At 59.2% G+C, this 25,359-nt stretch carries 24 protein-coding genes and 3 tRNA genes; 19 read left to right on the forward strand and 8 right to left on the reverse strand.

What is annotated here, in order from left to right:
- The first annotated feature begins 58 nt into the window (after window positions 1-58).
- The 3 genes from xth (at window position 59) to AC3A5O_RS15750 (ending at window position 3,433) form a co-directional block, all read left to right on the forward strand.
- A complete protein-coding gene (gene xth, locus AC3A5O_RS15740; protein ID WP_460079285.1) occupies window positions 59-853 on the forward strand; it encodes an exodeoxyribonuclease III in 795 nt (264 codons plus the stop codon).
- 112 nt (window positions 854-965) lie between these two features.
- Window positions 966-1,790, forward strand: a complete 825-nt coding sequence (locus tag AC3A5O_RS15745; RefSeq protein ID WP_305483143.1) for an arylamine N-acetyltransferase family protein — start codon at window positions 966-968, stop codon at window positions 1,788-1,790.
- Between the two features lie 122 nt (window positions 1,791-1,912).
- Window positions 1,913-3,433 (forward strand): nucleobase:cation symporter-2 family protein, encoded by a 1,521-nt coding sequence (locus AC3A5O_RS15750; protein ID WP_122568022.1) that lies wholly within the window; start codon window positions 1,913-1,915, stop codon window positions 3,431-3,433.
- A 79-nt stretch (window positions 3,434-3,512) separates the two neighbouring features.
- Here AC3A5O_RS15750 and AC3A5O_RS15755 read toward each other — a convergent pair whose 3' ends face one another.
- Complete coding sequence (locus tag AC3A5O_RS15755; protein WP_063322141.1) at window positions 3,513-3,863, reverse strand: hypothetical protein; 351 nt, start codon at window positions 3,861-3,863, stop codon at window positions 3,513-3,515.
- 259 nt (window positions 3,864-4,122) lie between these two features.
- On the opposite strand from AC3A5O_RS15755, the gene AC3A5O_RS15760 reads away from it, so the two are divergent.
- Window positions 4,123-4,944, forward strand: coding sequence for a shikimate 5-dehydrogenase (locus tag AC3A5O_RS15760; protein ID WP_122568023.1), 822 nt, complete (start codon window positions 4,123-4,125; stop codon window positions 4,942-4,944).
- A 6-nt stretch (window positions 4,945-4,950) separates the two neighbouring features.
- On the opposite strand, the gene AC3A5O_RS15765 is transcribed toward AC3A5O_RS15760, so the two are convergent.
- A complete protein-coding gene (locus tag AC3A5O_RS15765) occupies window positions 4,951-5,598 on the reverse strand; it encodes a YceH family protein (protein WP_122568024.1) in 648 nt (215 codons plus the stop codon).
- A gap of 130 nt (window positions 5,599-5,728) precedes the next feature.
- Between AC3A5O_RS15765 and AC3A5O_RS15770 the strand changes: the two genes are divergently transcribed.
- Complete coding sequence (locus AC3A5O_RS15770; protein WP_122568025.1) at window positions 5,729-6,238, forward strand: DUF1993 domain-containing protein; 510 nt, start codon at window positions 5,729-5,731, stop codon at window positions 6,236-6,238.
- 209 nt (window positions 6,239-6,447) lie between these two features.
- Here AC3A5O_RS15770 and sstT read toward each other — a convergent pair whose 3' ends face one another.
- Window positions 6,448-7,680: a serine/threonine transporter SstT gene (sstT, locus tag AC3A5O_RS15775; RefSeq protein ID WP_122568026.1), complete on the reverse strand. Its 1,233-nt coding sequence runs from the start codon at window positions 7,678-7,680 to the stop codon at window positions 6,448-6,450.
- A 282-nt stretch (window positions 7,681-7,962) separates the two neighbouring features.
- Between sstT and AC3A5O_RS15780 the strand changes: the two genes are divergently transcribed.
- Window positions 7,963-9,123, forward strand: a complete 1,161-nt coding sequence (locus tag AC3A5O_RS15780) for an MFS transporter (protein ID WP_122568027.1) — start codon at window positions 7,963-7,965, stop codon at window positions 9,121-9,123.
- Here AC3A5O_RS15780 and nhaR read toward each other — a convergent pair.
- On the reverse strand, window positions 9,120-10,016 hold the full coding sequence (nhaR, locus tag AC3A5O_RS15785) for a transcriptional activator NhaR (RefSeq protein ID WP_063322135.1): 897 nt from the start codon (window positions 10,014-10,016) through the stop codon (window positions 9,120-9,122). The two genes, AC3A5O_RS15780 and nhaR, sit on opposite strands and share 4 nt — an antisense overlap.
- Before the next feature lie 138 nt (window positions 10,017-10,154).
- On the opposite strand from nhaR, the gene AC3A5O_RS15790 reads away from it, so the two are divergent.
- Window positions 10,155-10,406 carry a hypothetical protein gene (locus AC3A5O_RS15790; protein WP_305470400.1) on the forward strand — a complete coding sequence of 84 codons (252 nt, stop codon included), beginning with the start codon at window positions 10,155-10,157 and terminating at the stop codon, window positions 10,404-10,406.
- A 26-nt stretch (window positions 10,407-10,432) separates the two neighbouring features.
- The gene (locus tag AC3A5O_RS15795) at window positions 10,433-11,182 is read left to right on the forward strand and encodes a TerC family protein (protein WP_122568030.1); all 750 of its coding nucleotides are present in this window, start codon (window positions 10,433-10,435) and stop codon (window positions 11,180-11,182) included.
- Between the two features lie 83 nt (window positions 11,183-11,265).
- On the opposite strand, the gene AC3A5O_RS15800 is transcribed toward AC3A5O_RS15795, so the two are convergent.
- A complete protein-coding gene (locus AC3A5O_RS15800; protein WP_163006831.1) occupies window positions 11,266-11,430 on the reverse strand; it encodes a hypothetical protein in 165 nt (54 codons plus the stop codon).
- A gap of 222 nt (window positions 11,431-11,652) precedes the next feature.
- Here AC3A5O_RS15800 and AC3A5O_RS15805 point away from each other — a divergent pair, with 222 nt between their 5' ends.
- Window positions 11,653-12,330 (forward strand): peptidase C39 family protein, encoded by a 678-nt coding sequence (locus AC3A5O_RS15805; RefSeq protein WP_487753426.1) that lies wholly within the window; start codon window positions 11,653-11,655, stop codon window positions 12,328-12,330.
- Window positions 12,331-12,431: 101 nt separating this feature from the next.
- Complete coding sequence (locus AC3A5O_RS15810; protein ID WP_122568032.1) at window positions 12,432-12,629, forward strand: DUF6021 family protein; 198 nt, start codon at window positions 12,432-12,434, stop codon at window positions 12,627-12,629.
- A gap of 253 nt (window positions 12,630-12,882) precedes the next feature.
- On the opposite strand, the gene pbpG is transcribed toward AC3A5O_RS15810, so the two are convergent.
- On the reverse strand, window positions 12,883-13,821 hold the full coding sequence (pbpG, locus tag AC3A5O_RS15815; RefSeq protein ID WP_122568404.1) for a D-alanyl-D-alanine endopeptidase: 939 nt from the start codon (window positions 13,819-13,821) through the stop codon (window positions 12,883-12,885).
- Window positions 13,822-14,164: 343 nt separating this feature from the next.
- Entirely contained in the window at window positions 14,165-15,019 is an 855-nt protein-coding gene (folD, locus tag AC3A5O_RS15820; RefSeq protein WP_053120836.1) for a bifunctional methylenetetrahydrofolate dehydrogenase/methenyltetrahydrofolate cyclohydrolase FolD, read from the reverse strand.
- Between the two features lie 281 nt (window positions 15,020-15,300).
- Between folD and AC3A5O_RS15825 the strand changes: the two genes are divergently transcribed.
- The 9 genes from AC3A5O_RS15825 (at window position 15,301) to AC3A5O_RS15865 (ending at window position 24,572) form a co-directional block, all read left to right on the forward strand.
- Window positions 15,301-15,377 (forward strand) — tRNA-Arg (locus AC3A5O_RS15825).
- Window positions 15,378-15,418: 41 nt separating this feature from the next.
- A tRNA-His gene (locus AC3A5O_RS15830) sits at window positions 15,419-15,494 on the forward strand.
- A 58-nt stretch (window positions 15,495-15,552) separates the two neighbouring features.
- A tRNA-Leu gene (locus tag AC3A5O_RS15835) sits at window positions 15,553-15,637 on the forward strand.
- 422 nt (window positions 15,638-16,059) lie between these two features.
- Window positions 16,060-17,370 (forward strand): trigger factor, encoded by a 1,311-nt coding sequence (gene tig, locus AC3A5O_RS15840; RefSeq protein ID WP_122568033.1) that lies wholly within the window; start codon window positions 16,060-16,062, stop codon window positions 17,368-17,370.
- A gap of 93 nt (window positions 17,371-17,463) precedes the next feature.
- Window positions 17,464-18,105 (forward strand): ATP-dependent Clp endopeptidase proteolytic subunit ClpP, encoded by a 642-nt coding sequence (clpP, locus tag AC3A5O_RS15845; protein ID WP_003183177.1) that lies wholly within the window; start codon window positions 17,464-17,466, stop codon window positions 18,103-18,105.
- A 107-nt stretch (window positions 18,106-18,212) separates the two neighbouring features.
- Window positions 18,213-19,496: an ATP-dependent Clp protease ATP-binding subunit ClpX gene (gene clpX, locus AC3A5O_RS15850; RefSeq protein ID WP_024778305.1), complete on the forward strand. Its 1,284-nt coding sequence runs from the start codon at window positions 18,213-18,215 to the stop codon at window positions 19,494-19,496.
- Between the two features lie 161 nt (window positions 19,497-19,657).
- Entirely contained in the window at window positions 19,658-22,054 is a 2,397-nt protein-coding gene (gene lon, locus AC3A5O_RS15855) for an endopeptidase La (protein ID WP_122568034.1), read from the forward strand.
- A gap of 149 nt (window positions 22,055-22,203) precedes the next feature.
- A complete protein-coding gene (locus AC3A5O_RS15860; protein WP_002552737.1) occupies window positions 22,204-22,476 on the forward strand; it encodes an HU family DNA-binding protein in 273 nt (90 codons plus the stop codon).
- Window positions 22,477-22,700: 224 nt separating this feature from the next.
- Complete coding sequence (locus AC3A5O_RS15865) at window positions 22,701-24,572, forward strand: SurA N-terminal domain-containing protein (RefSeq protein ID WP_305470404.1); 1,872 nt, start codon at window positions 22,701-22,703, stop codon at window positions 24,570-24,572.
- A gap of 551 nt (window positions 24,573-25,123) precedes the next feature.
- On the opposite strand, the gene AC3A5O_RS15870 is transcribed toward AC3A5O_RS15865, so the two are convergent.
- Window positions 25,124-25,249 carry a hypothetical protein gene (locus tag AC3A5O_RS15870; protein WP_487753428.1) on the reverse strand — a complete coding sequence of 42 codons (126 nt, stop codon included), beginning with the start codon at window positions 25,247-25,249 and terminating at the stop codon, window positions 25,124-25,126.
- Window positions 25,250-25,359 lie beyond the last annotated feature (110 nt).

Raw genomic sequence — 25,359 nt, forward strand, 5'->3', positions numbered from 1 at the left:
ACCACCGCGCCCGGTTGTCGGTCACAGCCAGTAACGTGACATTTCGAGTGCTGGCTCTATGAAAAACCTGCGAATTGCGACCTTCAACATCAACGGCATCCGGGCGCGGCTGCCCAACCTGCTGGAATGGCTGGAGCGGGAGAAACCCGACATTGCCTGTTTGCAGGAGCTCAAGGCGGCGGACAAGGATTTCCCGGCGGCGGAGCTGGAGTCGGTGGGGTATGGGGCGATCTGGCACGGGCAGGCGTCCTGGAACGGTGTCGCGATCCTGGCCCGTGACGCGCAGCCATTGGAGAGCCGACGAGGCCTGCCCGGCGGGGACGATGACAGCCACAGTCGCTATCTGGAGGCGGCGGTGCACGGCGTGCTGGTGGGGTGCCTTTACCTGCCCAACGGCAATCCGCAACCGGGTCCCAAGTTTGACTACAAGCTGGCCTGGTTCGAACGGCTGATCGAATACGCTCAAGGGTTGCAGGCCAGTGATCATCCCGTGGTGCTGGCCGGTGACTACAATGTGGTGCCCACCGACATGGATATCTACAACCCGCGCTCCTGGCTCAAGGATGCGCTGCTACAACCCGAAAGCCGCGCGTGCTACCAGCGCTTATTGGATCAGGGCTGGACCGATTCGCTGCGCCACTTGTATCCGGACGAGCGGATCTACACCTTCTGGGACTATTTCCGTCAGCATTGGCAAAAGAACTCTGGACTGCGCATCGATCACCTGTTGCTCAACCCGGTCGCCAGCGCCTACCTGAGCGAGGCCGGCGTGGACGCCTGGGTCAGGAACCAGCCCCACCCCAGCGACCATGCCCCCACCTGGATCCGGCTGGCTTCGCGCAAACGGCGCTGACGGGGCAGGGGGGCGGTCGGTTGTTGTCTCTGTAAGGGGAATGCCTTATACCTGGCGCCATTAGCCATGCGCTTGTTGTGAGCGCTGGCCGACCCCGGAAAAGGACACCCTCATGAGTCATCCCCAACTGAGCGATACGGCCCGTTATCTGCGGCGTCTGGGTTTCGACGCACCACCGGCGCCGACCCTCGACACCTTGCGCCAGATGCAATGGCGCCATACCGCCGAATTCCCTTTTGAAACCCTGTCAACGCTGCTGCGTCAACCCGTGCCCATCGACCTTGAGTCGGTCGAGCGCAAGGTTTTCGAAGAGGGGCGCGGCGGCTATTGCTATGAACTCAACCAGTTGTTCCTGGCGCTGTTGCAAGCAGTGGGTTTCGACGCCCGGGGCATCACTGGACGCGTGGTGATGAATGCGCCTGACGGCGCGTGGCCTGCCCGGACCCATCGGCTGAGCCTGGTGACGATCGACGGTGTGCGCTATATCACCGACGTCGGTTTTGGCGGCATGGTGCCCACCGCGCCGCTGCTGCTGGACAGCCGTGAGGCCCAAGTCACGCCCCATGAGCCGTATCGCATCGACACCCATGCGGACGGTTACCTGTTGCGCGCCAACGTTGCCGGCGAATGGCGGCCGATGTACCTGTTCGATCTGCAACGCCAGGAAGACATCGACTACACCGTCGGCAATTGGTACGTCTGCAACCATCCGGAGTCGCCGTTCATGGGCCGCTTGATGGTGGCTCGTACCGGTGACGGGCTGCGCAAGACCCTGAACGGCAACAGCTATGCCGTGCACCGCATAGGGCAGGAGAGTGAGCGGCGCGTGATCATCGATGCCGATGAGTTGATCGATTTATTGGAGCAGGAATTCAGCCTGCGCGTGCCGCCACGCGAGCTGTTGCGGCCCGCGCTGGTGGGGTTGCTCCAGGCCTAAAAGGGTTTGGCCAGGGATCTGTTCCAAATGTGCACACAATAAGTTGTATACAACTCTATGGACATTTGTCCTGAGTTTTGAATACAGTGTGCCCATAACAAAAAACAGGGAATCCCCGAACCATGAAAACGCCCCATGTTTCACTCCCACGGCCCGAGGACGAAAACCTCGGCGTCGGCGCGAATATGGCTTACGGCCTGCAACATGTGTTGACCATGTACGGTGGCATTGTCGCCGTGCCGTTGATCATCGGCCAGGCGGCCGGGCTTTCGCCGGCGGACATCGGCCTGTTGATCGCCGCGTCATTGTTCGCGGGTGGCCTGGCAACGTTGCTGCAAACCCTCGGCCTGCCGTTTTTCGGCTGCCAACTGCCTTTGGTGCAGGGCGTATCGTTTTCGGGTGTCGCGACCATGGTGGCGATTGTCGGCAGCGGGGGGGAAGGGGGCTTTCAAGCCATCCTAGGAGCGGTGATCGCCGCGTCCCTGATAGGTTTGCTGATCACCCCGGTGTTTTCTCGCATCACCCGGTTCTTTCCGCCACTGGTCACTGGCATTGTGATCACCACCATTGGTCTCACTTTGATGCCGGTGGCGGCGCGTTGGGCGATGGGTGGCAACAGCCACGCCGCCGATTTCGGCAGCATGGCGAACATTGGCCTGGCCGCAGTGACCCTGGTGCTGGTGCTGTTGCTGAGCAAAATGGGCAGCGCAACCATCTCGCGGTTATCGATTCTGTTGGCGATGGTCATCGGTACGGTCATCGCGGTATTCCTCGGCATGGCGGACTTTTCAGCGGTCAGCCAAGGCCCGATGTTCGGCTTCCCGACACCGTTCCATTTCGGCATGCCGACGTTCCATATCGCCGCGATCCTGTCGATGTGCATTGTGATCATGGTGACCCTGGTGGAAACCTCTGCCGACATCCTGGCGGTGGGCGAGATCATCGACACCAAAGTCGACTCCCGGCGCCTGGGCAACGGCTTGCGGGCTGACATGCTGTCGAGCATGATCGCGCCGATCTTCGGTTCCTTCACCCAGAGTGCCTTTGCCCAGAACGTCGGGCTGGTGGCGGTGACCGGGATCAAGAGCCGTTTCGTGGTGGCGACCGGCGGGGTGTTCCTGGTGGTGCTCGGCCTGCTGCCGTTCATGGGGCGGGTGATCGCCGCCGTGCCGACCTCGGTGCTGGGCGGTGCCGGTATCGTGCTGTTCGGCACGGTGGCCGCCAGTGGCATCCGCACGCTGTCAAAAGTCGATTACCGCAACAACGTCAACCTGATCATCGTCGCCACCTCCATCGGTTTCGGCATGATCCCCATCGCCGCACCGAACTTCTATGACCATTTCCCCAGCTGGTTCGCGACCATCTTCCATTCGGGCATCAGTTCTTCGGCAATCATGGCGATCATGCTGAACCTGGCGTTCAACCACTTCACCACGGGCAATTCCGACCAGCAGTCAGTCTTCGCCGCCGGCACCGAGCGGGTGTTGCGTTACCAGGACCTGGCGGCGCTGCGCGAAGGCGACTATTTCAGCGACGGCAAGCTGCACGACTGCGATGGCAACGAGATCCCCGTGGTGGCGGAGCCTGTTCTCGCGCCAGCGGAGCATGGGCCGATCCGACTGAAAAGCAGCGAGCATGTCTGATAGATACCCGTGACCTAGCGGACATGAAAAAGCCTGTGATCAATGATCACAGGCCTTTTTGTACCGACCGGAAGACCGATTACCAGCGGCCGTAATGACCCCGGGGTGGGCCGTAGTAATAGCCCCGTGGTGGCCCGTAATACACCGGTGCCGGGCGATAGTAGATCGGCCGCTCTACATACACTGGCTGCGGCTGGTAGTAGACCGGTGGTGGTGCCTGGTAGTAGACCGGCTGTGGCTGGACGTAGACCGGTTGTTGCACATACACCGGACGATCACGGTTGATGATGGCTGAGCCAACGATGGCCGAACCGACGATGGCACCAAACACGGCGGGCCCCTCCCAACCACCGCGACCGTGGGCGGATGCCTGGCCGGTGACCGCGAGTGCCCCCATGAGCAGGGCGATGATGGGAAGTCTACGATTCATGGCTGTTCCTCGTTTCGGCCCCGACGCTTGTGGTCTGCAACAGACCCGATGAGGGTTGCGGGGATACTTGCTATGACAGCGATTTTCTCAGGATTTGCGCCGCCGTTGGGTAAATATTGTGTAAGGTCTGTAGCGCTTTTCTTTACCGCGCCGCGTCATCCAGCGGCCTGAGATCGGGCCGGGCCAGGCAGTATCATCATCGAATAAACCTTTCGCGACGGTGTTCCGTCTGTCCGAAAGTGAATGCAAGGAGACACGCATGCAGATCAACCCCAACAAAGACACCCAACTGTGCATGTCGCTTTCGGGGCGTCCCGGAAACTTCGGCCTGCGTTTTCATAATCATTTGTATGAGCAATTGGGCCTGAACTTCTATTACAAGGCGTTCAGCAGCCGGGACCTGCCTGGCGCGGTGGGGGGTATCCGCGCCCTGGGCATTCGCGGCTGCGGCGTGTCGATGCCGTTCAAGGAAGCCTGCATCGCCCTGGTGGACGAACTGGATCCTTCCGCTGCCGCGATCCAGTCGATCAACACCATCGTCAATACCAACGGCCATCTGAAGGCCTACAACACGGACTACATCGCCATCGCCCAATTGCTGCAAAGCCACGCCGTGCCCAAGGATTCGACTTTTGCCCTGCGCGGCAGCGGCGGCATGGCCAAGGCTGTGGCCAGTGCCTTGCGCGATGGCGGCTACAAGCACGGGCTGATCGTAGCCCGCAATGAAGCCACCGGGCGCGCCCTGGCCGAGTCCTTGGGCTATGAATGGCAAGCGGAATTGGGCGCCCGGCGGCCGCAGATGCTGATCAACGTCACGCCGATCGGCATGACCGGCGGCCCGGAAGCCGATCAGTTGGCGTTCGAACCCGAGACCATCGCCGCGGCCCAGACCGTGTTCGATGTGGTGGCGATCCCGTCGGAAACGCCACTGATCGTACGCGCCCGGGCCGACGGCAAACGGGTCATCACCGGGTTGGAAGTCATTGCGATCCAGGCCCTGGAGCAGTTTGTGCTGTACACCGGTGTGCGGCCCAACCTGGAGCAATTTGAAAAGGCCGTCGCCTTCGCCCGGTCGGCGTAGGCGCTGCTATTCCAGGCGCGCCAGGCGTTCTTCCAGTGCCGCGATCCGTGCTTCGAGTTCTTCGATGCGCTCCAGCGAGACACCGCCGCTGGCGCCACGCTCCACCGGATGCTGGCGGGCGGCGAGAATCGCTTCGATGTCCGCCGGGTCGCCCATGGCGTGGACATAGCGGTCTTCGCGCTGGCCGGCCTGGCGTGGCACCAACAGCGCCAGACCGCGGGCGATCAGGCGTTCGAGCTGGTGCACCACTTGTTCGGCGTCTTCGAAGTCGTGCATACGTCCGCTGCGGGTCAACAGCTCATTGACCGTTTGCGGGCCACGCAGGAACAGCAGGCCCATCAGGATCACCTGGGCCGGCACCAGCTCCAGGGCTTTGTCGACCCGATGCTCCCAGCGGTCGGCGCGGCTGCCCATCACCAGCTTGGTAAAGCCGCGACCTTCCAGCGCCCGCAGGCTCTGGCCGACCTGGCCCGGGTTGAGGTTCATCACCGGTTCGCGGCTGGTTTTCTGGTTGCAAGCCAATACCAGGGCGTTGAGGGTCAGCGGGTAGGTCTCAGGGTTGGTGGCCTGTTTCTCGACCAGCGCGCCGAGGATGCGGATTTCCGTGCTATTGAGCCGTGGTTCTTCAGCCTGCTGTTGTTCTTCGATGCTCATCGCGCGTTCCCTATGCTGTGGAAGCCGCCTAGCCTAATCCTTGCGCAATAAAAGACAAGCCGTGCAACAAGCCGTGGCTATAATCGCAGCCGTTTGATTCATTCTTTCCTGCCACCTGCATGAGATTGCCATGACTATTTCCCTGTACGCCGCTTCCGTCCCGGTTTTCAAGCAGATGCTCAACGCGTTGAGCGACGTTCTGAACAAGGCCGAAGCCCACGCCACCGCGAAGAACATCGATCCGAACGCTTTCCTGCAAGCCCGCCTGTACCCGGACATGTTCCCGCTGGTGCGCCAAGTGCAGATCGCGGTGGACTTCGCCAAGGGTGTGTCCGCCCGCTTGGCCGAGGTCGAAGTGCCGAAGTATGACGACAGCGAGACCACGTTCGCCGAGCTGCAAGCCCTGATCGCCAAGGTATTGGCCTTTATCGATGGCATCGCTCCTTCGCAGATCGACGGCAAGGAAGGTATCGAAATCGTTACCCGTCCAGGGACGCCGAAGGAGAAGCGCTTCAGCGGCCAGAACTACCTGCTGACCTACGGCTTGCCGCAGTTCTTCTTCCACGTCACCACCACCTATGCATTGCTGCGCCACAATGGCGTGGAAGTGGGCAAGCGCGACTACATGGGCGCGTTCTAACCCCGCAGGCATGAAAAAGCCCGGGACGGTGTGGGCCGTTCCCGGGCTTTTTTGTGGCTGCCTGTTACATCCTCGGCGGATGTACCACCGCTATCGCGAGCAAGCTCGCTCCCACAGGGGCAACGGTGCTCGCACAATAGCCGCTACACAACAAATCTCCTGTGGGAGCGAGCTTGCTCGCGATAGCGACCGAACAGCCACCGCAGTTGTTACGCCGTACGCGCGAGCTTCTCTTCCTCACCCAGGCATGCCGCCGCCGTGAACAGCACATCCGTCGACGAGTTCAACGCCGTTTCCGCCGAGTCCTGCAGGACACCGATGATGAAGCCCACCGCGACCACCTGCATGGCGATCTCACTGGGAATGCCAAACAGGCTGCACGCCAGGGGAATCAGCAACAGCGAACCGCCGGCCACCCCGGATGCACCGCAGGCGCAAATGGCGGCGACAACGCTCAGCAGCACGGCCGTTGGCACGTCCACCGCAATACCCAGGGTGTGCACGGCCGCCAGGGCCAATACCGTGATGGTAATGGCGGCGCCGGCCATGTTGATGGTCGCGCCCAGCGGGATCGACACCGAATAGGTGTCTTCGTGCAGGCCCAGGCGTTTGCTCAGTTCCAGGTTCACCGGTATATTCGCCGCCGAGCTGCGGGTGAAAAACGCCGTGATGCCACTCTCGCGCAGGCACGTAAACACCAGCGGGTATGGGTTGCGACGCAGTTTCCAGAACACGATGAGTGGGTTGACCACCAACGCCACGAACAGCATGCAACCGATCAATACGGTCAGCAGGTGCAGGTAGCCGAGCAGGGCGCCGAAGCCGGACGTGGCCAGGGTCGAGGCCACCAGCCCGAAGATCCCCAGCGGGGCGAAGCGGATCACCAGGCGCACGATCACGGTCACGCCGTTGGACAGGTCTTCGAGCACGGTGCGCGTGGTCTGGCCAGCATGCCGAATGGCGATGCCCATGCCGATGGCCCAGGCCAGGATGCCGATGAAGTTACCGTCCATCAGCGCCCGAACCGGGTTATCCACCACGCTCAGCAGCAGGCTTTGCAGCACCTCGCTGATGCCACCGGGCGCCGAGACCGCGACATCGTGGGTCGACAGCACCAGGCTGGAGGGGAACAGCGTACTGGCAACCACCGCGACCACCGCTGCGGCGAACGTGCCCAGCAGGTAGAGGAACAGGATCGGCCGGATATGAGTTTCCTGGCCGTGCTTGTGATTGGCGATCGACGCCATGACCAGCACGAACACCAAAATCGGCGCCACGGCCTTGAGCGCGGACACGAAGACCTTGCCGATGAATGCGGTGGACTTCGCCACGTCGGGCGCCAGCCATGCCAGGACAATACCGGCGATCAGGCCAATGATGATTTGTGTCACCAGGCTGGTGCGTTTGAGGCGTTGCAAAGGGGTAACGGACGAAGCTGTCATAGCGGCATCTCTGATTTTATTGTGTACGACGGTCGACGAATCAGGGCAACAAGCGGGCAGGCCACATGAGCGGACCGAGAGAAAGTATGGCGTTTGCAGGCCGCGGACTTTATCACAGCCGGTAAAAAATCTGACGGGCCTGTGACAGTCCGTCACCCTCATCCGGGCCATGCCGAGCGTTTGTATGACGCGCGCATTCTGTTAGGCTTTGTCGTTCTCACTTTCTTTCCGCCAGCGGGCCCCTCGGCTAACGCTGGTGTCGTCGTTTTGCTGGAGTTCTGCATGTTGTTACCCATTTTCCTGTTGTCGGCCGCCGGTTTTACCGTGCTGACCACGGAATTCGTCATCGTCGGCCTGTTACCGTCCATTGCCCGCGACCTGCACGTCACCATTCCCCAGGCTGGGCTGTTGGTGACGTTGTTCGCGTTTACGGTGGCGGCGTTCGGGCCATTCCTGACGGCCTGGTTCGCCCGCTTCGAGCGGCGCAAGCTGTTTATCAGCGTGCTGGTGATGTTTGGCCTGGCCAATCTGCTGGCCACTTTCGCTCCCAACATCTGGGTGATGGCCATTGCCCGGTTGATCCCGGCCCTGGGCCTGCCGGTGTTCTGGGCGCTGGCCAGTGAAACGGCGGTGGACATTGTCGGACCGCAGTTGGCCGGGCGGGCCATTGCCCGGATCGGCTTCGGAATTGTCTGTGCCACGGTGTTCGGCATTCCAGTGGGCACGTTGATTGCCGATGCGTTTGGCTGGCGCAGCGCGTTTGCGATCCTGGCGGTCATTGCCTTCGCCAAGGCCTTGTTGCTGTTTATCTACTTGCCGAAAACCAACTTGCACCAGCATCAGGTGAGCTTCCGTTCGCAGTTGAAGATCCTGCGCAGTCCGTTGATGCAAGGGCACGTGCTGTTGTCGATCCTGGTGTTCAGCGGCATGTTCACCGCCTACACCTATCTGGCGGATATCCTCGAGCGTCTCGCCGGGTTCGATGGCACCCTGGTGGGCTGGTGCCTGATGGGCTTCGGTGCCGTCGGGTTGCTGGGCAATTCCCTGGGCGGCCGTGCGGTGGATCGGCATCCGTTGATCGCGTCGATGGTCTTCTGCCTGTTCCTGATCGGCGGCATGGTGGCGTTGGTGCCGAGCATTCATTCGCCCCTCGCGCTGGCGGCGGCGATGGGCATCTGGGGTGTGACCCAGGCGGCGTTGTTCCTGGTCAGCCACGTGCGGCTGATGAAGGCGGCCCCCGAAGCACCGGCGTTTGCCGCCTCGTTGAACATTGCCGGGGCCAACCTGGGGATTGGCCTGGGGGCGATGGTCGGTGGCCGGGTCATCGATCACCTGGGCCTGGGCAGTGTCGGGTTCGCGGCGGCCGGGTTCATCTTTGTATCGATTCTGCTGGCGTTGCTCCTGATGACCTTCAAGCCCCGCGCGACGTGCATGGATAGCTAAGCGCTGAACAACTCGCGACGCGCACCTTCGGCAATCGCGACGATGCCGGGGTGGCTGACCTTGCGTTCCACGGAAATGGCGTAGAAGGATTCGCTCACCGCATCGGTCTGGCCGATCACTTCTACGCCATATTGGCGCTTGACCTCTTCGGCGATCACGCTCGGGCCGATGAAAATCCCGCTGCCGGATTGACCGAAGGCCTGCATCAATGCGCTGTCGTCGAATTCGCCGACGATGCGCGGCTGGATCTGTTGTTCGGCGAACCAGCGTTGCAAACGGCTGCGCACCACGGTTTCCGGCCCGGGAATCAGCAGCGGAGCGTCATGCAGGCCATGGGGGAAATCCTGCCCATAGCGTTCGGCCAGCGCGGCGGTGGCGAAAAAGCTGATCCCGCATTCTCCCAGTTTCTGGCTGTAGCCCTTGATGTCCAAGTGAGTCGGCATCGGGCTGTCGGAAATCACCAGGTCCAGACGCTGGATTGCCAGGTCCGCCAGCAGCCGTTCGAGCTTGTCTTCGCGACAGGTGATGCGCAGCGGCTCACTCAACTCCATGGTCGGCGCCAGCAGCCGATAGACGATGGATTTGGGCACCACATCCGCCACCCCGACCCGGAACAGGGTTTGCTGTTCGTTGGGTTGTGCCCGCAGCATCAGTTCCAGCTCTCCGCCCAACTGGAACATGTGTTCGGCGTAGGGCAGCGTCTGGCGGCCGGCTTCGGTCAGTTCCAACTGTCGCCCGACTCGACGAAACAGCTTGATGTTATACGTCTGCTCAAACAGGGAAATCTGCCCGCTGATGGTCTGTGGGGTCAGGTTCAACTGCTCGCACGCGCGCACGATGCTGCCGGTTTTCGCCACCACCCAGAAGTAATGCAGTTGTCGATAATTGAGCATGGCATCACATGGCTTCGTAAAAACCGAAGTATAACCGCTGAAAATACGAATTTTCCTGAAGTATTCGCCTCTCTAGAATGCCTCGCCATTGGTGGGCCACTTTCGTGCTCCTTCTATTTCTCAAGAGGCATTTATTTCATGACATACAAATCCTTCGGGCTTGCGTCCCTGTTGGTCATGTCTGCACTGACACTGGCGGGCTGTGAGCAGGCTGAAAAAAGTGCCCAGCAACTGATGGGGCAGGCTGCGGAAACCGCCAAGCAGGCCATCGACGATACCCACAAGGCCGCCGAACAGGCGATCAGCGAAGCCACTGGCGGCTTGATCAGCCCGAAGAAAGAACCGTCGGACAAAGCTGACGAAACCCAAACCCCTACCAAAACCATCTAACGCGTCACATCAGTCAGGACTGACCCATGGATTATCTTTTACAGCTCGCCGCCAGCCCCACCGCGTGGATCGCCCTGGCGACTCTGGTCGTGATGGAAATCGTGCTTGGCATCGATAACCTGATCTTCATTTCGATTTTGACCAACAAGCTGCCCGTACAACATCGTGCCAAGGCGCGGCGGATCGGTATCGGCATGGCGTTGATCCTGCGCCTGGGCTTGTTGAGCACCATTGCCTTCATTGTGCAGTTGACCGAGCCGGTCATCGAAATCCTCGGCCAGGCGTTCTCCTGGAAGGACATGATCCTGATCGCCGGTGGCCTGTTCTTGCTGTGGAAAGCGACCACTGAAATCCACCACAGCATGGACCCGGCGCCGAATGATCCCAAGTCGGCCACGTCCGGCGTGACCCTGGGCTTCGCCGCGGCCATCGGTCAGATCCTGATGTTGGACCTGGTATTTTCCATCGACAGCATCATCACGGCCGTGGGCATGACCGAGCATCTGCCGATCATGATCATCGCAGTCGTCGTTTCGGTGCTGGTGATGCTGTTGGCGGCCGAACCGCTGGCCAAGTTCATCAATGACAACCCGACGGTGGTCATGCTGGCCCTGGGCTTCCTGATCATGATCGGCATGACGCTGATCGCCGAAGGCTTCGGCGCCCATGTGCCCAAGGGCTATATCTACGCGGCCATGGCGTTCTCGGCGGCGATCGAGGTGTTGAACATGTTGTCCCGTCGAGCCAGGGAAAAGACGCTGCCCGACAACGCCTGATTCCAGGCAGACAGAAGCCACCCGGGTCCAGGCCCGGGTGGCTTTTTTTTGGATTTGAGAAATATAGGTGTGAAAGTGAGCAGTCAGTGTGCGGCGGCGTGGCGCCGGGCAGGTTTGGTGGCTTTTTCCGATGGCGCTGGTGGCGCGTGATGATGGCGCCGGGCGATTCGGAGCACTCCCCACAGCATGGCCGTGGCTACGCTCAGCCAGCCGAATACCAGCATCAGGATTGTCGTCGTCAGGCTCATTGTGCCTCCTTCTATCCCGGTCCGGGATATCGCACTCAGTACAATGGACAGTCTAGTCGCTCAAGTGTTGCAGCTAATCGATCTGTGGCGCTTGGGTTCGGATCGGTTCGTTCTATTGCCGTCGTAAAACGAGGGTTATGGCTATACCCAGGGCTGGGCGCACCTTATGATCGTCGACCCGAGCCTGGCCTGGATGCCGGGTGCCTGAACAAGAGAGTCGTTATGTCGCCGGTCATTTTATCGTTTCGATCACTGGTACTGGCGGCGTCCTGCCTCGTCGCCCTGGCGGGTTGCGCGGGCAGCGTATCGCCGCAGATCCAGCGCCTGCCCGAGCGGGTGGAGCTCAACAGCGTCCCGTTCTACCGTGGTGAAATGCACCAGGGAGCCCCGCAGTCCCTGGCCGCTCTGTTGACGTTGCAAGGCACCGTGATCACTCCGGGGTTGCTGGAAAAACCGTTGCACCTACCGGGTGGCGAAGCCGGTTTGCAGCAGAATATGTCCACCCTGGCGCGCGAGTATGGACTGCTGGTGTATCCCCTCGACGCCAAGCTGCCTGCGCTGTTGGAGCAGGTCGCGGCGGGCTATCCGGTGCTGGTGCGCTATATCGACGGTTCGGCGTTCTGGGCCGAGCCTCGGTATGGGATTCTCGCCGGCTACAACCGTCAGAAGCAGACGGTATTGCTGCGTGCCGGCATGAACCCGCGGCAGTTGATGAGCTTCAGTGCCTTCGAATCGGCCTTTCAGAGTGCGGGCGGCTGGGCGGTGCTTGTGCAGCGACCCACGCAGCTTCCCGCCAATGTCGATTCACAGCGTTGGTTGAAAGCGGCGGCTGATCTGGGCGGGGCAGGGCAGGAGCAAGCTGCGGCGCGGGCCACCAGGGCCCTGGGCGCTGCGCATTGATTGATCGGCCCGTTCGTCACTTGGCGGGCACGACCCGGCAGTCCTGGGGCTCTTATTGTCAGGGTTGGGGCATTTTCCGACCGTGATTGGAGGAGGCACGCATGGCACAGTCGAAAACACCTACGGGGCCACATTCATCGGAGCATTCCAGCGGTGATGACCTGGGGTTCGATCCGGATTCGCCGGACCTTGAGGATCCCCAGGTCGATCCGGTAGGGCCGGCCAAGGCGCCTCTGGACGAGAAGAAGGATGAGGGCAAGCCCAAGTCTTATGATCCGCTGGGTGACCTGAAGCCGTAGATAGACGCGTGGTTTGGTGTGTATATCCGTTTTTTGCGTAACGGCGGCTTATGGTTCCGCTCTTACAGCGGGTCACTTTTGAAAGAGCCGGCTTCCGGGCTTTTCGAAATTGACCCGCCGTCAGGGCGGAACCCTAAGTAGCCGTTACCGAAGAAACGGATATACACCCAAAACTCAAAATCCAAGCAAAAAAAACGGCGCTCCCAAAAAGAAGCGCCGCTTTTTCTAAGTGAACAGCATTACAACGCGCGGCTTACTTGGAGGCCTCCACCACACCACTCTGGCGGCTCTTGAGATTCTTGGCAGCCTTGTATTGCAGGGCCACCGCCGGCACGGCGGCGCTTTTTCCGGTTTCCACCCAGCTACGAATCCGGCTGGCATCGGCGAAGTGCGTGTACTTGCCAAAGGCGTCGAGGATCACCAGCGCCATCGGGCGATTACCCATCTTCGTCACCAGCACCAGGCAGTGTCCGGCCTGGTTGGTGAAACCGGTCTTGGTCAGTTGGATGTCCCAGTTAGCCTTGTGGACCAGGTGATCGGTATTACGGAACCCCAGGCTATATACGGGCTTGCGGAAGGTAACGGTCTTTTCCTTGGTCGTACTCAGTTCGCTCAGCAGTGGGTACTTGCGGGCGGCGATCAGCAGTTTGGTCAGGTCCCGGGCGGTGGAGACGTTGTGGATCGACAGGCCCGTGGGTTCGACGTAATGCGTGCTGGTCATGCCCAGCGCCTTGGCCTTCGCGTTCATCGCGGCAATGAACGCTGCGTAGCCGCCCGGATAGTGGTGGGCAAGGCTAGCGGCGGCGCGGTTTTCCGAAGACATCAGGGCGATCAACAGCACGTCCCGGCGCGACAGTTCGCTGTTGAGCTTGACCCGGGAAAACACCCCCTTCATCTCCGGGGTGTTGGCGATGGTGATGGAAATGTATTCATCCAGGTTCTGTTTGGCATCCAGCACGATCAGGCCGGTCATCAGCTTGGTCACCGAAGCGATGGGCACCACCACGTCCGGGTTGCTCGAATAAACGACTTTATCCGTCTGCAGGTCCAACAGCATCGCGCTGCCCGAGGCAACTTGCAGCTTGGCCGTATCCCGAGGCGCTGCGATGGTTTCCTGGGCAACGGCATTTTGCGTGATAAAAGGGCCTGTGAAAGCGAAGAACAGGCTAATGATCGAAAGGCGGATTTTCACGCGAGTAGACTCGATGGAGTTGAAGGTGCCGTTGAGCAACGACTTTTAAAAAAACGTCGCATTCTAGGAGTATGGGCGACAGCAGCGCTATATGCCTGTATCGCCAAGGCTTGTGAATAAATAAAGTTTAATGAAGGAGGATTCTGGCGAATCGAATCTGAAAAATTCGTAATTTGCGTGCTCCGCGTACGCGCTCGATCCCTGGCGGCTAAAGTCCGGGCCCCAGAAACACCTGTGGGAGCGAGCTTGCTCGCGATAGCGGTGTGTCAGTCAACTGGATGTTGGCCGGTCCACCGCTATCGCGAGCACGCTCGCTCCCACAGGGTCTTTGTTAGCGCGTCTATCAGCTATGCAGCGTCTCGGCCGCGTACAACGTGTTTTCCAGCAGGCAGGCGCGGGTCATCGGGCCGACGCCGCCGGGGACCGGGGTGATCCAGCCGGCGCGGGGCAGGGCGGTCTCGTAGACCACGTCACCCACCAGCTTGCCGTCGTCCTGGCGATTGATGCCCACGTCGATGACGATGGCGCCTTCCTTGATCCACTCGCCCCTGACCAAGCCGGGTTTGCCGGCGGCCACCACCACCAGGTCGGCACGGCCGACATGGCCGGCCAGGTCCTTGGTGAAACGATGGGTCACGGTCACGGTGCAGCCGGCCAGCAGCAGTTCCATGGCCATCGGACGGCCAACAATGTTGGACGCCCCTACCACCACGGCATCGAGGCCATACAGGTCCACGCCAGTGCTTTCCAGCAAGGTCATGATGCCTTTGGGGGTGCAGGGGCGAAGCAGTGGGATACGCTGGGCCAGGCGGCCGACGTTATAAGGATGGAAACCGTCGACGTCTTTGTCCGGGCGGATGCGCTCCAGCAGCTTGGAGGCGTCGAGGTGTTCAGGCAGCGGCAACTGGAGCAGAACACCGTCGATGTTCGGATCGTCGTTCAGGCGATCGATCAGATCGGCCAACGCTTGCTGGGTGGTTTCGGAAGGCAGGTCGTAGGCCTGGGAAAGGAAGCCGACCTCTTCACAGTCTTTACGCTTGTGCGAGACATAAACCTGAGAGGCAGGATCGCTGCCGACCAGGATCACCGCAAGGCCGGGCGTACGCAGGCCTTGCTGGCGGCGCTCGGTGACTCGTTGGGCGATCTGCTGGCGCAGGCTGGCGGCGATCGATTTGCCGTCGATAAGTTGTGCAGTCATTGCGCGTGGTTAACCATCGAGAGGGGAAAAAAAGAGAACGCATTCTCGCATGCCGGGGCGTGAGGGCAAAGGCGCTTGGTCTGCAAATTCCCCTAACCCCTTTAATTAAATGAATTTTTTTTAAAAAAGAGTTGACGACCTATCAGGCCGTCTATAACATTCGTCGCACTTGTCGGGCACAGCCTAGCACTGGTTAAGAAGGTGGAGCGGAGTTGGTTGTTTCAACTCGGCAAAACTGAAAGCACTTAGTTTGTAATCGTCCAAGAATACAGATTAAAAAGGCGCCCGTAGCTCAGCTGGATAGAGCATCCGCCTTCTAAGCGGATGGTCGCAGGTTCGAGTCCTGCCGGGTGCGCCAATTAGGCAGCTTTGGCACAAGTAAGGCAACAAGGCAATATGGTGGGCGTAGCTCAGTTGGTAGAGCACGGGATTGTGACTCCCGTTGTCGTGGGTTCGATCCCCATCGTCCACCCCATATTCTAGAGAGGCGCCAGATCTAACAATCTGGCGCCTTTGCTTTAAAAGCTTGATACGCGGATGTGGTGGAATTGGTAGACACACTGGATTTAGGTTCCAGCGCCGCAAGGTGTGAGAGTTCGAGTCTCTCCGTCCGCACCATACAAGTCGCTATTTAAATAGCAGAAAACGGCGCAGTACCTGAAAAGGGCTGCGCCGTTTTTGTTTTCAATGGTTCTGTGTTTGGCGTCGGCACTGTTTTTGTGGTTGTGCGCTGCGGTCGGTTCGTCGCGAATGTGTTTCGTGATGATGCGCGGCATGCCCGTCGGTCTCCTTGTGGGACGGGGCGCTGCGCGACCGGACAAGTCGCTTCTATATATAGAAGCGTTGGCGCAGAGCCTTGGATTGAATCGACTGTATTTGCAATCCGGGTGGGGCATGACCGTTTGCCCCGTCCTAAATCCGGCGCCTGTTTCCAGCGCGTTTTCAGTAGGGTGACTTCTTGAGTTTGACCTACTAGAATGCATGCCCTTGATTCTGGGGTCGGAAACGCCCGGCCAACGTCTGTGCAACGAGGAATATCCATGCAAGTTTCTGTTGAAAATACTTCTGCTCTTGAGCGCCGCATGAGCATCACCGTGCCGGCTGAGCGTATCGAGACTCAGGTCAACAAGCGTCTGCAGCAGACTGCCCAAAAGGCCAAAATCCCAGGTTTCCGCCCAGGCAAAGTGCCAATGAGCGTGATCCGTCAGCGTTACGAAGCTGATGCGCGTCAGGAAGCCGTGGGCGATGTGATCCAGTCTTCGTTCTACGAAGCGGTCGTCGAGCAGAAGCTGAACCCGGCCGGCGCCCCGTCCGTCGAGCCTAAAGTGCTGGAAAAAGGCAAGGACCTGGAGTTCGTCGCCACGTTCGAAGTGTTCCCTGAGTTCACGGTTGCCGGTTTCGAATCCATCGCCGTCGAGCGCCTTAGCGCTGACGTGTCGGATGCCGACCTGGACAAGATGCTGGACATCCTGCGCAAGCAGAACACCCGTTTCGAAGTGACCGAGCGTGCTGCCCAGAACGAAGATCAGCTGAACATCGATTTCGTCGGCAAGGTCGACGGCGAAGTGTTCGCTGGCGGTTCTGCCAAGGCCACCCAGCTGGTGTTGGGCTCCGGTCGCATGATTCCTGGTTTCGAAGATGGCCTGGTTGGCGCCAAGGCCGGTGAAGAGCGCGTTCTGAACGTGACCTTCCCTGAGGACTACCAGAACCTGGACCTGGCTGGCAAAGCCGCCGAGTTCACCGTAACCGTCAACAGCGTTTCCGAGCCGAAACTGCCTGAGCTGAACGAAGAGTTCTTCGCCCAGTTCGGCATCAAGGAAACCGGTCTGGAAGGTTTCCGCGCCGAAGTTCGCAAGAACATGGAGCGTGAGCTGCGCCAGGCCATCAAGTCCAAGGTCAAGAACCAGGTCATGGACGGTCTGCTGGCCTCCAACCCGATCGAAGTGCCAAAGGCTTTGCTGGACAACGAAGTGAACCGTCTGCGTGTGCAGGCTGTTCAACAGTTTGGCGGCAACATCAAGCCGGACCAGCTGCCTGCCGAGCTGTTCGAAGAGCAAGCCAAGCGCCGCGTCGTGCTGGGCCTGATCGTTGCCGAAGTGGTCAAGCAGTTCGAGCTCAAGCCTGACGAAGCCCGCGTTCGCGAGCTGATCCAGGAAATGGCCTCGGCCTATCAAGAGCCTGAGCAAGTCGTGTCCTGGTACTACAAGAACGACCAGCAACTGAACGAAGTCCGTTCGGTTGTGCTGGAAGAACAAGTTGTGGATACTGTTCTGCAGAAAGCTAGCGTGACCGATAAAGCGGTCTCTTACGAAGAAGCGGTCAAGCCGGTGGAAGCTCCACAAGCCGATTGATGGTTCTGCGGTAAGAAATAAACACCCATAAGCCAGCCTTCGTGCTGGCTTATGCGTATTCAAGACATAACTATTTGGGAGTGACTGCGAGACATGTCCCGCAATTCTTTTTATCAGCAGAGCTCTGACATCCAGGCCGCAGGCGGCCTGGTCCCGATGGTTATCGAGCAGTCCGCCCGCGGCGAACGTGCCTATGACATCTACTCGCGTCTGCTCAAGGAACGCGTCATCTTCCTGATCGGCCCCGTCGAAGACTACATGGCCAACCTGGTCGCGGCGCAACTGTTGTTCCTTGAAGCGGAAAACCCGGACAAGGATATCCATCTGTACATCAACTCACCTGGCGGTTCGGTGACTGCGGGCATGTCGATCTACGACACCATGCAGTTCATCAAGCCTGACGTTTCCACCATCTGCATCGGCCAGGCCTGCAGCATGGGTGCCTTCCTGCTCGCCGGCGGCGCAGCGGGCAAGCGCCACTGCCTGCCTAACTCGCGGATGATGATTCACCAGCCATTGGGCGGCTTCCAGGGCCAGGCGTCGGACATTGACATCCATGCCAAGGAAATCCTCCACATTCGTTCGCGCCTGAATTCGTTGTTGGCCCATCACACCGGCCAAAGCCTCGAAACCATTGAGCGCGACACCGAGCGTGACAACTTCATGAGCGCCGAGCGTGCAGCCGAATATGGCCTGATCGACTCGGTGATCAACAAGCGTCAAATGCCTGCCTAAGCCGCTCAAAATGCAGGTGGTTGGGATGACCGGCCGCCTGCGGGCTTGAAAAAGCCCGCAATTGCCTTCATCTTGTGTTGCAAGCCTATCGGATTTGGATCGATCGAATGACTGACACCCGCAACGGCGAGGACAACGGCAAACTGCTTTATTGCTCCTTCTGTGGCAAAAGCCAGCATGAAGTGCGCAAATTGATTGCCGGCCCCTCGGTCTTCATTTGCGACGAGTGCGTCGACCTGTGCAATGACATCATCCGCGAGGAGGTGCAGGAAGCCCAGGCCGAGAGCAGCGCGCATAAATTGCCTTCGCCTAAAGAAATCAGCGGCATCCTTGATCAGTATGTGATTGGTCAGGAACGTGCAAAAAAGGTACTGGCCGTAGCGGTATACAACCACTACAAGCGCCTGAACCAGCGTGACAAAAAGAATGACGAGGTCGAACTCGGCAAGAGCAACATTCTGCTGATCGGCCCGACAGGCTCGGGTAAGACCCTGCTTGCCGAAACCCTGGCCCGTTTGCTGAACGTTCCGTTCACCATCGCCGACGCAACCACCCTCACCGAGGCGGGTTATGTAGGTGAAGACGTCGAGAACATCATTCAGAAGTTGTTGCAGAAGTGCGACTACGATGTGGAAAAAGCCCAGATGGGCATTGTCTACATCGACGAAATCGACAAGATTTCCCGCAAGTCCGACAACCCGTCCATCACCCGGGATGTTTCCGGTGAGGGCGTGCAGCAGGCCTTGCTCAAGTTGATCGAAGGCACGGTCGCTTCCGTTCCACCCCAAGGTGGTCGCAAGCATCCGCAGCAGGAATTCCTGCAGGTCGACACCCGTAACATCCTGTTCATCTGCGGTGGTGCGTTTTCCGGCCTGGAAAAGGTTATTCAAAACCGTTCCACCCGTGGTGGCATTGGTTTCAACGCCGAAGTGCGCAGCAAGGAAGAGGGCAAGAAGGTCGGTGAGTCCCTGCGTGAAGTCGAACCTGACGATTTGGTCAAGTTCGGTCTGATCCCGGAATTCGTCGGTCGTCTGCCGGTCCTGGCGACGCTGGACGAGTTGGATGAAGCGGCGTTGATGCAGATTCTGACCGAGCCGAAAAACGCCCTGACCAAGCAGTATGCCAAGCTGTTCGAAATGGAAGGTGTAGACCTGGAATTCCGTTCCGACGCGCTGAAATCTGTCGCTAAACGTGCCCTGGAGCGTAAGACCGGTGCCCGTGGTTTGCGCTCGATTCTCGAAGGCGTATTGCTCGACACGATGTATGAAATCCCCTCGCAGTCCGAGGTGAGTAAAGTCGTGATCGATGAAAGCGTTATAGAAGGCAAGTCCAAGCCACTGTATATCTATGAAAACAGTGAGCCGGCTGCCAAGGCCGCTCCGGACGCATAAGCGTCCTGCTGCCGGAACAAAGAAGGGGCCTTCGGGCCCCTTTGCTTTTAGCGTGTTTTAGACGTGTCTTAGCGCTTGTTTTTTTTCAAGGCTGCCCCCATCTTGGTTTCAAGCTTACTTCCATCTGTTTCCGGCCCTAGGGCCGCCGTAGAGGCGAAATCATGAAGACAACCATCGAATTGCCTCTCCTGCCATTGCGCGATGTCGTGGTGTATCCGCACATGGTTATCCCGCTGTTCGTGGGGCGCGAGAAGTCCATCGAAGCCCTCGAGGCTGCGATGACGGGTGACAAGCAGATTCTTCTGCTGGCTCAGAGAAATCCAGCCGACGATGATCCCGGCGAAGACGCACTGTATCGCGTAGGTACGATTGCAACGGTTCTGCAATTGCTCAAGTTGCCCGACGGTACCGTCAAGGTCCTGGTCGAAGGCGAGCAGCGCGGTACTGTTGAACGTTTCAGCGAAGTGGACGGCCATTGCCGGGCCGAAGTGTCGCTGATCGAAGAAGTCGATGCGCCCGAGCGTGAATCAGAGGTGTTTGTCCGCAGCCTGCTGTCACAGTTCGAACAATACGTGCAGTTGGGCAAGAAGGTGCCTGCAGAGGTCCTGTCGTCGCTTAACAGCATCGACGAGCCTGGGCGGCTGGTCGATACGATGGCGGCCCACATGGCCCTCAAGATCGAGCAGAAGCAGGAAATTCTCGAGATCATCGATCTGTCGGCCCGTGTCGAGCACGTGCTGGCGTTGCTCGACGGCGAAATCGACCTGTTGCAGGTCGAAAAACGCATTCGCGGTCGCGTCAAGAAGCAGATGGAGCGCAGCCAGCGCGAGTACTACCTGAATGAGCAGATGAAGGCCATTCAGAAAGAGTTGGGCGATGGCGACGAGGGCCACAACGAAATCGAGGAGCTGAAAAAGCGCATCGATGCCGCCGGCTTGCCCAAGGACGCCTTGGCCAAGGCCCAGGCTGAGTTGAACAAGCTCAAGCAAATGTCGCCGATGTCTGCCGAAGCCACCGTTGTGCGCTCCTACATCGACTGGCTGGTCCAGGTGCCGTGGAAGGCCCAGAGCAAGGTGCGTCTGGACCTGGCACGCGCCGAAGACATCCTCGACGCCGACCATTACGGTCTGGAAGAGGTCAAGGAACGCATCCTTGAGTACCTCGCCGTGCAGAAGCGTGTGAAAAAGATTCGCGGTCCGGTCCTTTGCCTGGTCGGTCCTCCCGGGGTTGGTAAAACCTCCCTTGCGGAGTCGATTGCCCACGCGACCAACCGCAAATTCGTACGCATGGCCTTGGGTGGTGTGCGCGACGAAGCGGAAATTCGTGGTCATCGCCGGACCTATATCGGTTCGATGCCGGGAAGATTGATTCAAAAGATGACAAAAGTCGGCGTGCGCAATCCGCTGTTCCTTTTGGACGAAATCGACAAGATGGGCAGCGACATGCGCGGCGATCCCGCCTCTGCGTTGCTCGAAGTGCTCGATCCTGAGCAGAATCACAACTTCAACGATCACTACCTGGAGGTCGACTACGACCTGTCGGACGTGATGTTCCTCTGCACCTCCAACTCCATGAACATTCCGCCGGCATTGCTGGATCGGATGGAGGTGATTCGTCTGCCGGGCTACACCGAAGACGAGAAGATCAACATCGCCGTGAAGTACCTTTCGCCCAAGCAGATCCAGGCCAACGGCCTGAAAAAAGGCGAACTGGAATTCGACGAGGAAGCGATTCGCGACATCATCCGCTACTACACCCGCGAAGCTGGTGTGCGGGGCCTGGAGCGGCAGATTGCCAAGGTCTGCCGCAAGGCGGTCAAGGAACATGCGCTGGAAAAACGCTTCGCGGTCAAGGTCACTGCGGACCTGCTGGAGCACTTTCTGGGCGTGCGCAAGTTCCGCTACGGCCTGGCCGAGCAGCAGGACCAGATCGGCCAGGTGACTGGCCTGGCGTGGACTCAGGTCGGTGGTGAGTTGCTCACCATCGAAGCGGCCGTGGTACCGGGTAAGGGTCAACTGATCAAGACCGGTTCCCTGGGCGACGTGATGGTCGAATCGATCACCGCGGCGCTGACGGTGGTGCGCAGCCGCGCCCGGAGCCTGGGCATTCCCCTGGACTTCCATGAGAAGCGTGACACGCATATCCACATGCCCGAAGGGGCTACGCCCAAGGACGGCCCAAGCGCCGGTGTAGGCATGTGCACGGCCCTGGTCTCGGCGTTGACCAGTATCCCAGTGCGCGCCGACGTCGCCATGACGGGTGAAATCACGCTGCGCGGCCAGGTCCTGGCGATCGGCGGCTTGAAGGAAAAACTGCTGGCGGCACACCGTGGCGGGATCAAGATCGTGATCATTCCCGAAGAGAATGTCCGCGATCTGAAGGAAATTCCTGACAACATCAAGCAAGATCTTCAGATCAAACCGGTTAAATGGATTGACGAGGTCCTGCAAATTGCGCTGCAATACGCGCCGGAGCCCTTGCCGGATGTGGCTCCGGAGATTGTCGCGAAGGAAGAAAAGCGAGAGTCTGACTCTAAGGAAAGAATTAGCACGCATTAATACGCATTTGCCTGGGGGGCCTTCCTTGACAGTTTTTTAGAGCCCTTGTTATAAAGCGGCTCTTAAGTGTCTGCAGGCCATTCAGCACTCGTTTTTGCTTTCACCAAAAAAACTTAGAATCATCTCAAATAGATATAAGGGGACTTAGAGTGAACAAGTCGGAACTGATTGATGCTATCGCTGCATCCGCTGATATCCCGAAAGCTGCTGCTGGCCGTGCGCTGGACGCTGTAATCGAATCCGTCACTGGCGCTCTCAAGGCTGGCGACTCCGTTGTTCTGGTTGGTTTCGGCACCTTCTCCGTGACCGATCGTCCTGCTCGTATCGGTCGCAACCCGCAGACCGGTAAGACGCTGGAAATCGCTGCTGCCAAAAAGCCAGGCTTCAAAGCTGGTAAAGCACTGAAAGAAGCCGTTAACTAAGGTTTCGTTGAGTTTATCCGGGTCGGGGTCATGCCTGGCTTGGCAGCGGAGCGGTAATACGGCCGGTTGCAACCGGTCTGGCACGCCAGGGCTTGCAGGTTCGAGCCCGGTCCGCTCCGCCAGTTACGAGAAGGCGCATCCTCGGATGCGCCTTTCTTCTATCCGGATTCTACCCACGCTCCACGGTTGCCTAAATTTGAAGTTCAACCGTTTCTGGGGGACGCATGCTGCAGAATATCAGGGACAATTCACAAGGCTGGATTGCCAAGACCATCATCGGGGTCATCGTCGCATTGATGGCGTTGACCGGTTTCGATGCCATTTTTCAAGCCACCACCAATAGCAATGACGCGGCCAAGGTCAACGGCGAAAAAATCAGCCAGAACGAGCTGAGCCAGGCGGTCGACATGCAACGCCGTCAGCTCATGCAACAGTTGGGCAAGGATTTCGACGCCTCCCTGCTGGACGAAAAAATGCTGCGCGATTCGGCGCTCAAGGGCCTGATCGACCGCAAGTTGTTGCTGCAAGGTGCACACGATGCGAAATTCGCTTTCTCCGAAGCTGCGCTCGATCAAGTAATCCTGCAAACGCCTGAGTTCCAGGTCGATGGCAAATTCAGCGCTGAGCGTTTCGATCAAGTGATCCGCCAGCTGGGTTACAGCCGTATGCAATTCCGCCAGATGCTGGCTCAGGAAATGCTGATCGGTCAGTTGCGCGCAGGCCTGGCGGGCAGCGGTTTTGTCACCGATGCCCAAGTGTTGGCATTCGCCCGCCTGGAAAAGCAGACCCGTGATTTCGCCACCTTGAACATCAAGGCCGATCCTGCGTCGGTGAAGCTGACCGATGACGAGGTCAAGGCTTACTACGACCAACACGCCAAGGAATTCATGACGCCTGACCAGGTGGTCATCGATTACCTCGAGCTGAAGAAAGCCTCTTTCTTTGATCAGGTCAGCGTCAAGGACGAAGACCTGCAAGCGGCCTATCAGAAAGAAATCGCCAACCTGTCCGAACAGCGTCGCGCTGCGCACATCTTGATCGAAGTGAACGACAAGGTGACCGAAGCCCAGGCCAAGGCGAAGATTGAAGAGATCCAGGCTCGCCTGGCCAAAGGCGAGTCGTTTGAGGCCCTGGCGAAGGAGTTTTCCCAGGATCCGGGTTCGGCGAACAACGGTGGTGATCTCGGTTATGCCGGCCCGGGCGTCTACGATCCGGAATTCGAAAAGGCCTTGTACGCCTTGAGCAAGGATCAGGTCTCGGCACCGGTCCGCACCGACTTCGGTCTGCACCTGATCAAGCTGCTGGGTGTTGAAGCGCCTGAAGTGCCGACCTTTGCCAGTCTCAAGGACAAGCTGACTCGCGAGCTGAAGACTCAGCAGGTGGAGCAGCGTTTCGTGGAGGCGAGCAAGCAACTGGAGGATGCCTCGTTCGAAGCGTCCGACCTGGCGCAACCGGCTCAGGACCTGAAGCTGACCGTCCACACATCGGCCCCGTTCGGTCGGGAAGGCGGCGAAGGAATTGCGGCCAATCGTGCCGTGGTCACAGCGGCGTTCAGTCCGGAAGTGCTGGATGAAGGTGCCAACAGCACTGCCATCGAGCTGGACCCGGAAACCGTCGTGGTGCTGCGTGCCAAGGAGCACCGCAAGCCTGAGCAACTGCCGCTGGACAAGGTGTCCGGGCCCATTCGCGCTCAATTGGCCAAGGAACACGCCAGCGCAGCGGCCAAGACTCGCGCCGACGAGCTGATCGCCAGCCTGCGCGACGGCAAGACGGCACTGGACAAACCGGTCGACGGCCAGGGCTGGAAAGCCACCGAGGCGGCCACCCGCAACCAGGAAGGCATCGACCCGGCGGTGCTGCAAGCGCTGTTCCGCATGCCCAAGCCTGAGTCCAAGGACAAGCCGACGTTCAGTAGTGTGACTTTGCCTGACGGCAGCCTGGTGGTCGTGCGTCTGAATGGCGTGAACGAAGCAGCGGCACCGACTGACGAAGAGAAAGCAGAATATCGTCGCTACCTTGCGTCCCGTGTGGGTCAGCAGGACTTTGCGGCCTATCGCAAGCAGTTGGAGAGTCAGGCGGATATCAAGCGTTTCTAATTGCTTGATGCTTTTTCAAACTTGGTTGTGATGCTGTTCAGTTAGAAAAAACGGCGCTTCTTCAGAAATGGGAAGCGCCGTTTTTTTGGGGCTTCGTTTTTTCGGAGATGGTGGTATATCCATTTCTTCGGTAACGGTCACTTAGGGTTTCGCTCTTACAGCGGCTCACTTTTGAAGAGCGCAAAAGTAAGCGAAGCCGGGTTGCCACTGCGCAACACCTTCGTTCAGCCAGCGTGGTTAACGGGGCGCCGAGATCAACGTCCACCACGAGGCGGCCTGACAGCCGATCTGGTTCTTGGTGAGACCGTATTTCTCCTGTGGGAGCGGGCTTGCTCGCGAAGGCGGTGGGTCAGTTTGCGGTGATGTTGGATGGGCCGGCCTCATCGCGAGCAAGCTCGCTCCCACAGGGGGGGCGGGATGCACATGGATTTTGTGTCTGCTGAATATCCAATGTGGGAGCGAGCTTGCTCGCGATTGCGGTGGCTCAGCCACATAGACTGGCATGTGTCCCGCTCTTGCTCTTGCTTTGGCTTTTTGATCTCGACGCCCCGTTAAACCACGCTGGCCGAACGCAGGCATTGCGCAGTGGGTATCCCGGCATGGATGCCGGGATAGCCGCGCTGGGCCATGGATGGCCCTTCGCGGCGGCCCACGGAGCAATGCTTGCGTTCGGGCACACCGAGCCTAGGCGAGGTGCCGAGTGGTGGGGCAAAGCGTTAATGAGATGGTCAGCCCGTGTGGGAGTCCCGGTAAATCTAAACTGACCGGGGCTCTCACTTACCTGAAG

This window comes from Pseudomonas sp. Soil_N_39 (assembly GCF_057655955.1).

What these genes read in the sequence shown, in the direction of transcription:
- tig (WP_122568033.1), top strand. Translation starts at nt 16,060, where the DNA reads ATGCAAGTTTCTGTTGAAAATACTTCTGCTCTTGAGCGCCGCATGAGC.
- xth (WP_460079285.1), top strand. Translation starts at nt 59, where the DNA reads ATGAAAAACCTGCGAATTGCGACCTTCAACATCAACGGCATCCGGGCG.
- AC3A5O_RS15805 (WP_487753426.1), top strand. Translation starts at nt 11,653, where the DNA reads ATGTCGCCGGTCATTTTATCGTTTCGATCACTGGTACTGGCGGCGTCC.
- AC3A5O_RS15750 (WP_122568022.1), top strand. Translation starts at nt 1,913, where the DNA reads ATGAAAACGCCCCATGTTTCACTCCCACGGCCCGAGGACGAAAACCTC.
- AC3A5O_RS15770 (WP_122568025.1), top strand. Translation starts at nt 5,729, where the DNA reads ATGACTATTTCCCTGTACGCCGCTTCCGTCCCGGTTTTCAAGCAGATG.
- AC3A5O_RS15810 (WP_122568032.1), top strand. Translation starts at nt 12,432, where the DNA reads ATGGCACAGTCGAAAACACCTACGGGGCCACATTCATCGGAGCATTCC.
- folD (WP_053120836.1), bottom strand. Translation starts at nt 15,019, where the DNA reads ATGACTGCACAACTTATCGACGGCAAATCGATCGCCGCCAGCCTGCGC.
- clpP (WP_003183177.1), top strand. Translation starts at nt 17,464, where the DNA reads ATGTCCCGCAATTCTTTTTATCAGCAGAGCTCTGACATCCAGGCCGCA.
- lon (WP_122568034.1), top strand. Translation starts at nt 19,658, where the DNA reads ATGAAGACAACCATCGAATTGCCTCTCCTGCCATTGCGCGATGTCGTG.
- AC3A5O_RS15745 (WP_305483143.1), top strand. Translation starts at nt 966, where the DNA reads ATGAGTCATCCCCAACTGAGCGATACGGCCCGTTATCTGCGGCGTCTG.
- AC3A5O_RS15865 (WP_305470404.1), top strand. Translation starts at nt 22,701, where the DNA reads ATGCTGCAGAATATCAGGGACAATTCACAAGGCTGGATTGCCAAGACC.
- AC3A5O_RS15780 (WP_122568027.1), top strand. Translation starts at nt 7,963, where the DNA reads ATGTTGTTACCCATTTTCCTGTTGTCGGCCGCCGGTTTTACCGTGCTG.
- AC3A5O_RS15800 (WP_163006831.1), bottom strand. Translation starts at nt 11,430, where the DNA reads ATGAGCCTGACGACGACAATCCTGATGCTGGTATTCGGCTGGCTGAGC.
- nhaR (WP_063322135.1), bottom strand. Translation starts at nt 10,016, where the DNA reads ATGCTCAATTATCGACAACTGCATTACTTCTGGGTGGTGGCGAAAACC.
- AC3A5O_RS15765 (WP_122568024.1), bottom strand. Translation starts at nt 5,598, where the DNA reads ATGAGCATCGAAGAACAACAGCAGGCTGAAGAACCACGGCTCAATAGC.
- AC3A5O_RS15755 (WP_063322141.1), bottom strand. Translation starts at nt 3,863, where the DNA reads ATGAATCGTAGACTTCCCATCATCGCCCTGCTCATGGGGGCACTCGCG.
- clpX (WP_024778305.1), top strand. Translation starts at nt 18,213, where the DNA reads ATGACTGACACCCGCAACGGCGAGGACAACGGCAAACTGCTTTATTGC.
- AC3A5O_RS15760 (WP_122568023.1), top strand. Translation starts at nt 4,123, where the DNA reads ATGCAGATCAACCCCAACAAAGACACCCAACTGTGCATGTCGCTTTCG.
- sstT (WP_122568026.1), bottom strand. Translation starts at nt 7,680, where the DNA reads ATGACAGCTTCGTCCGTTACCCCTTTGCAACGCCTCAAACGCACCAGC.
- AC3A5O_RS15790 (WP_305470400.1), top strand. Translation starts at nt 10,155, where the DNA reads ATGACATACAAATCCTTCGGGCTTGCGTCCCTGTTGGTCATGTCTGCA.
- AC3A5O_RS15795 (WP_122568030.1), top strand. Translation starts at nt 10,433, where the DNA reads ATGGATTATCTTTTACAGCTCGCCGCCAGCCCCACCGCGTGGATCGCC.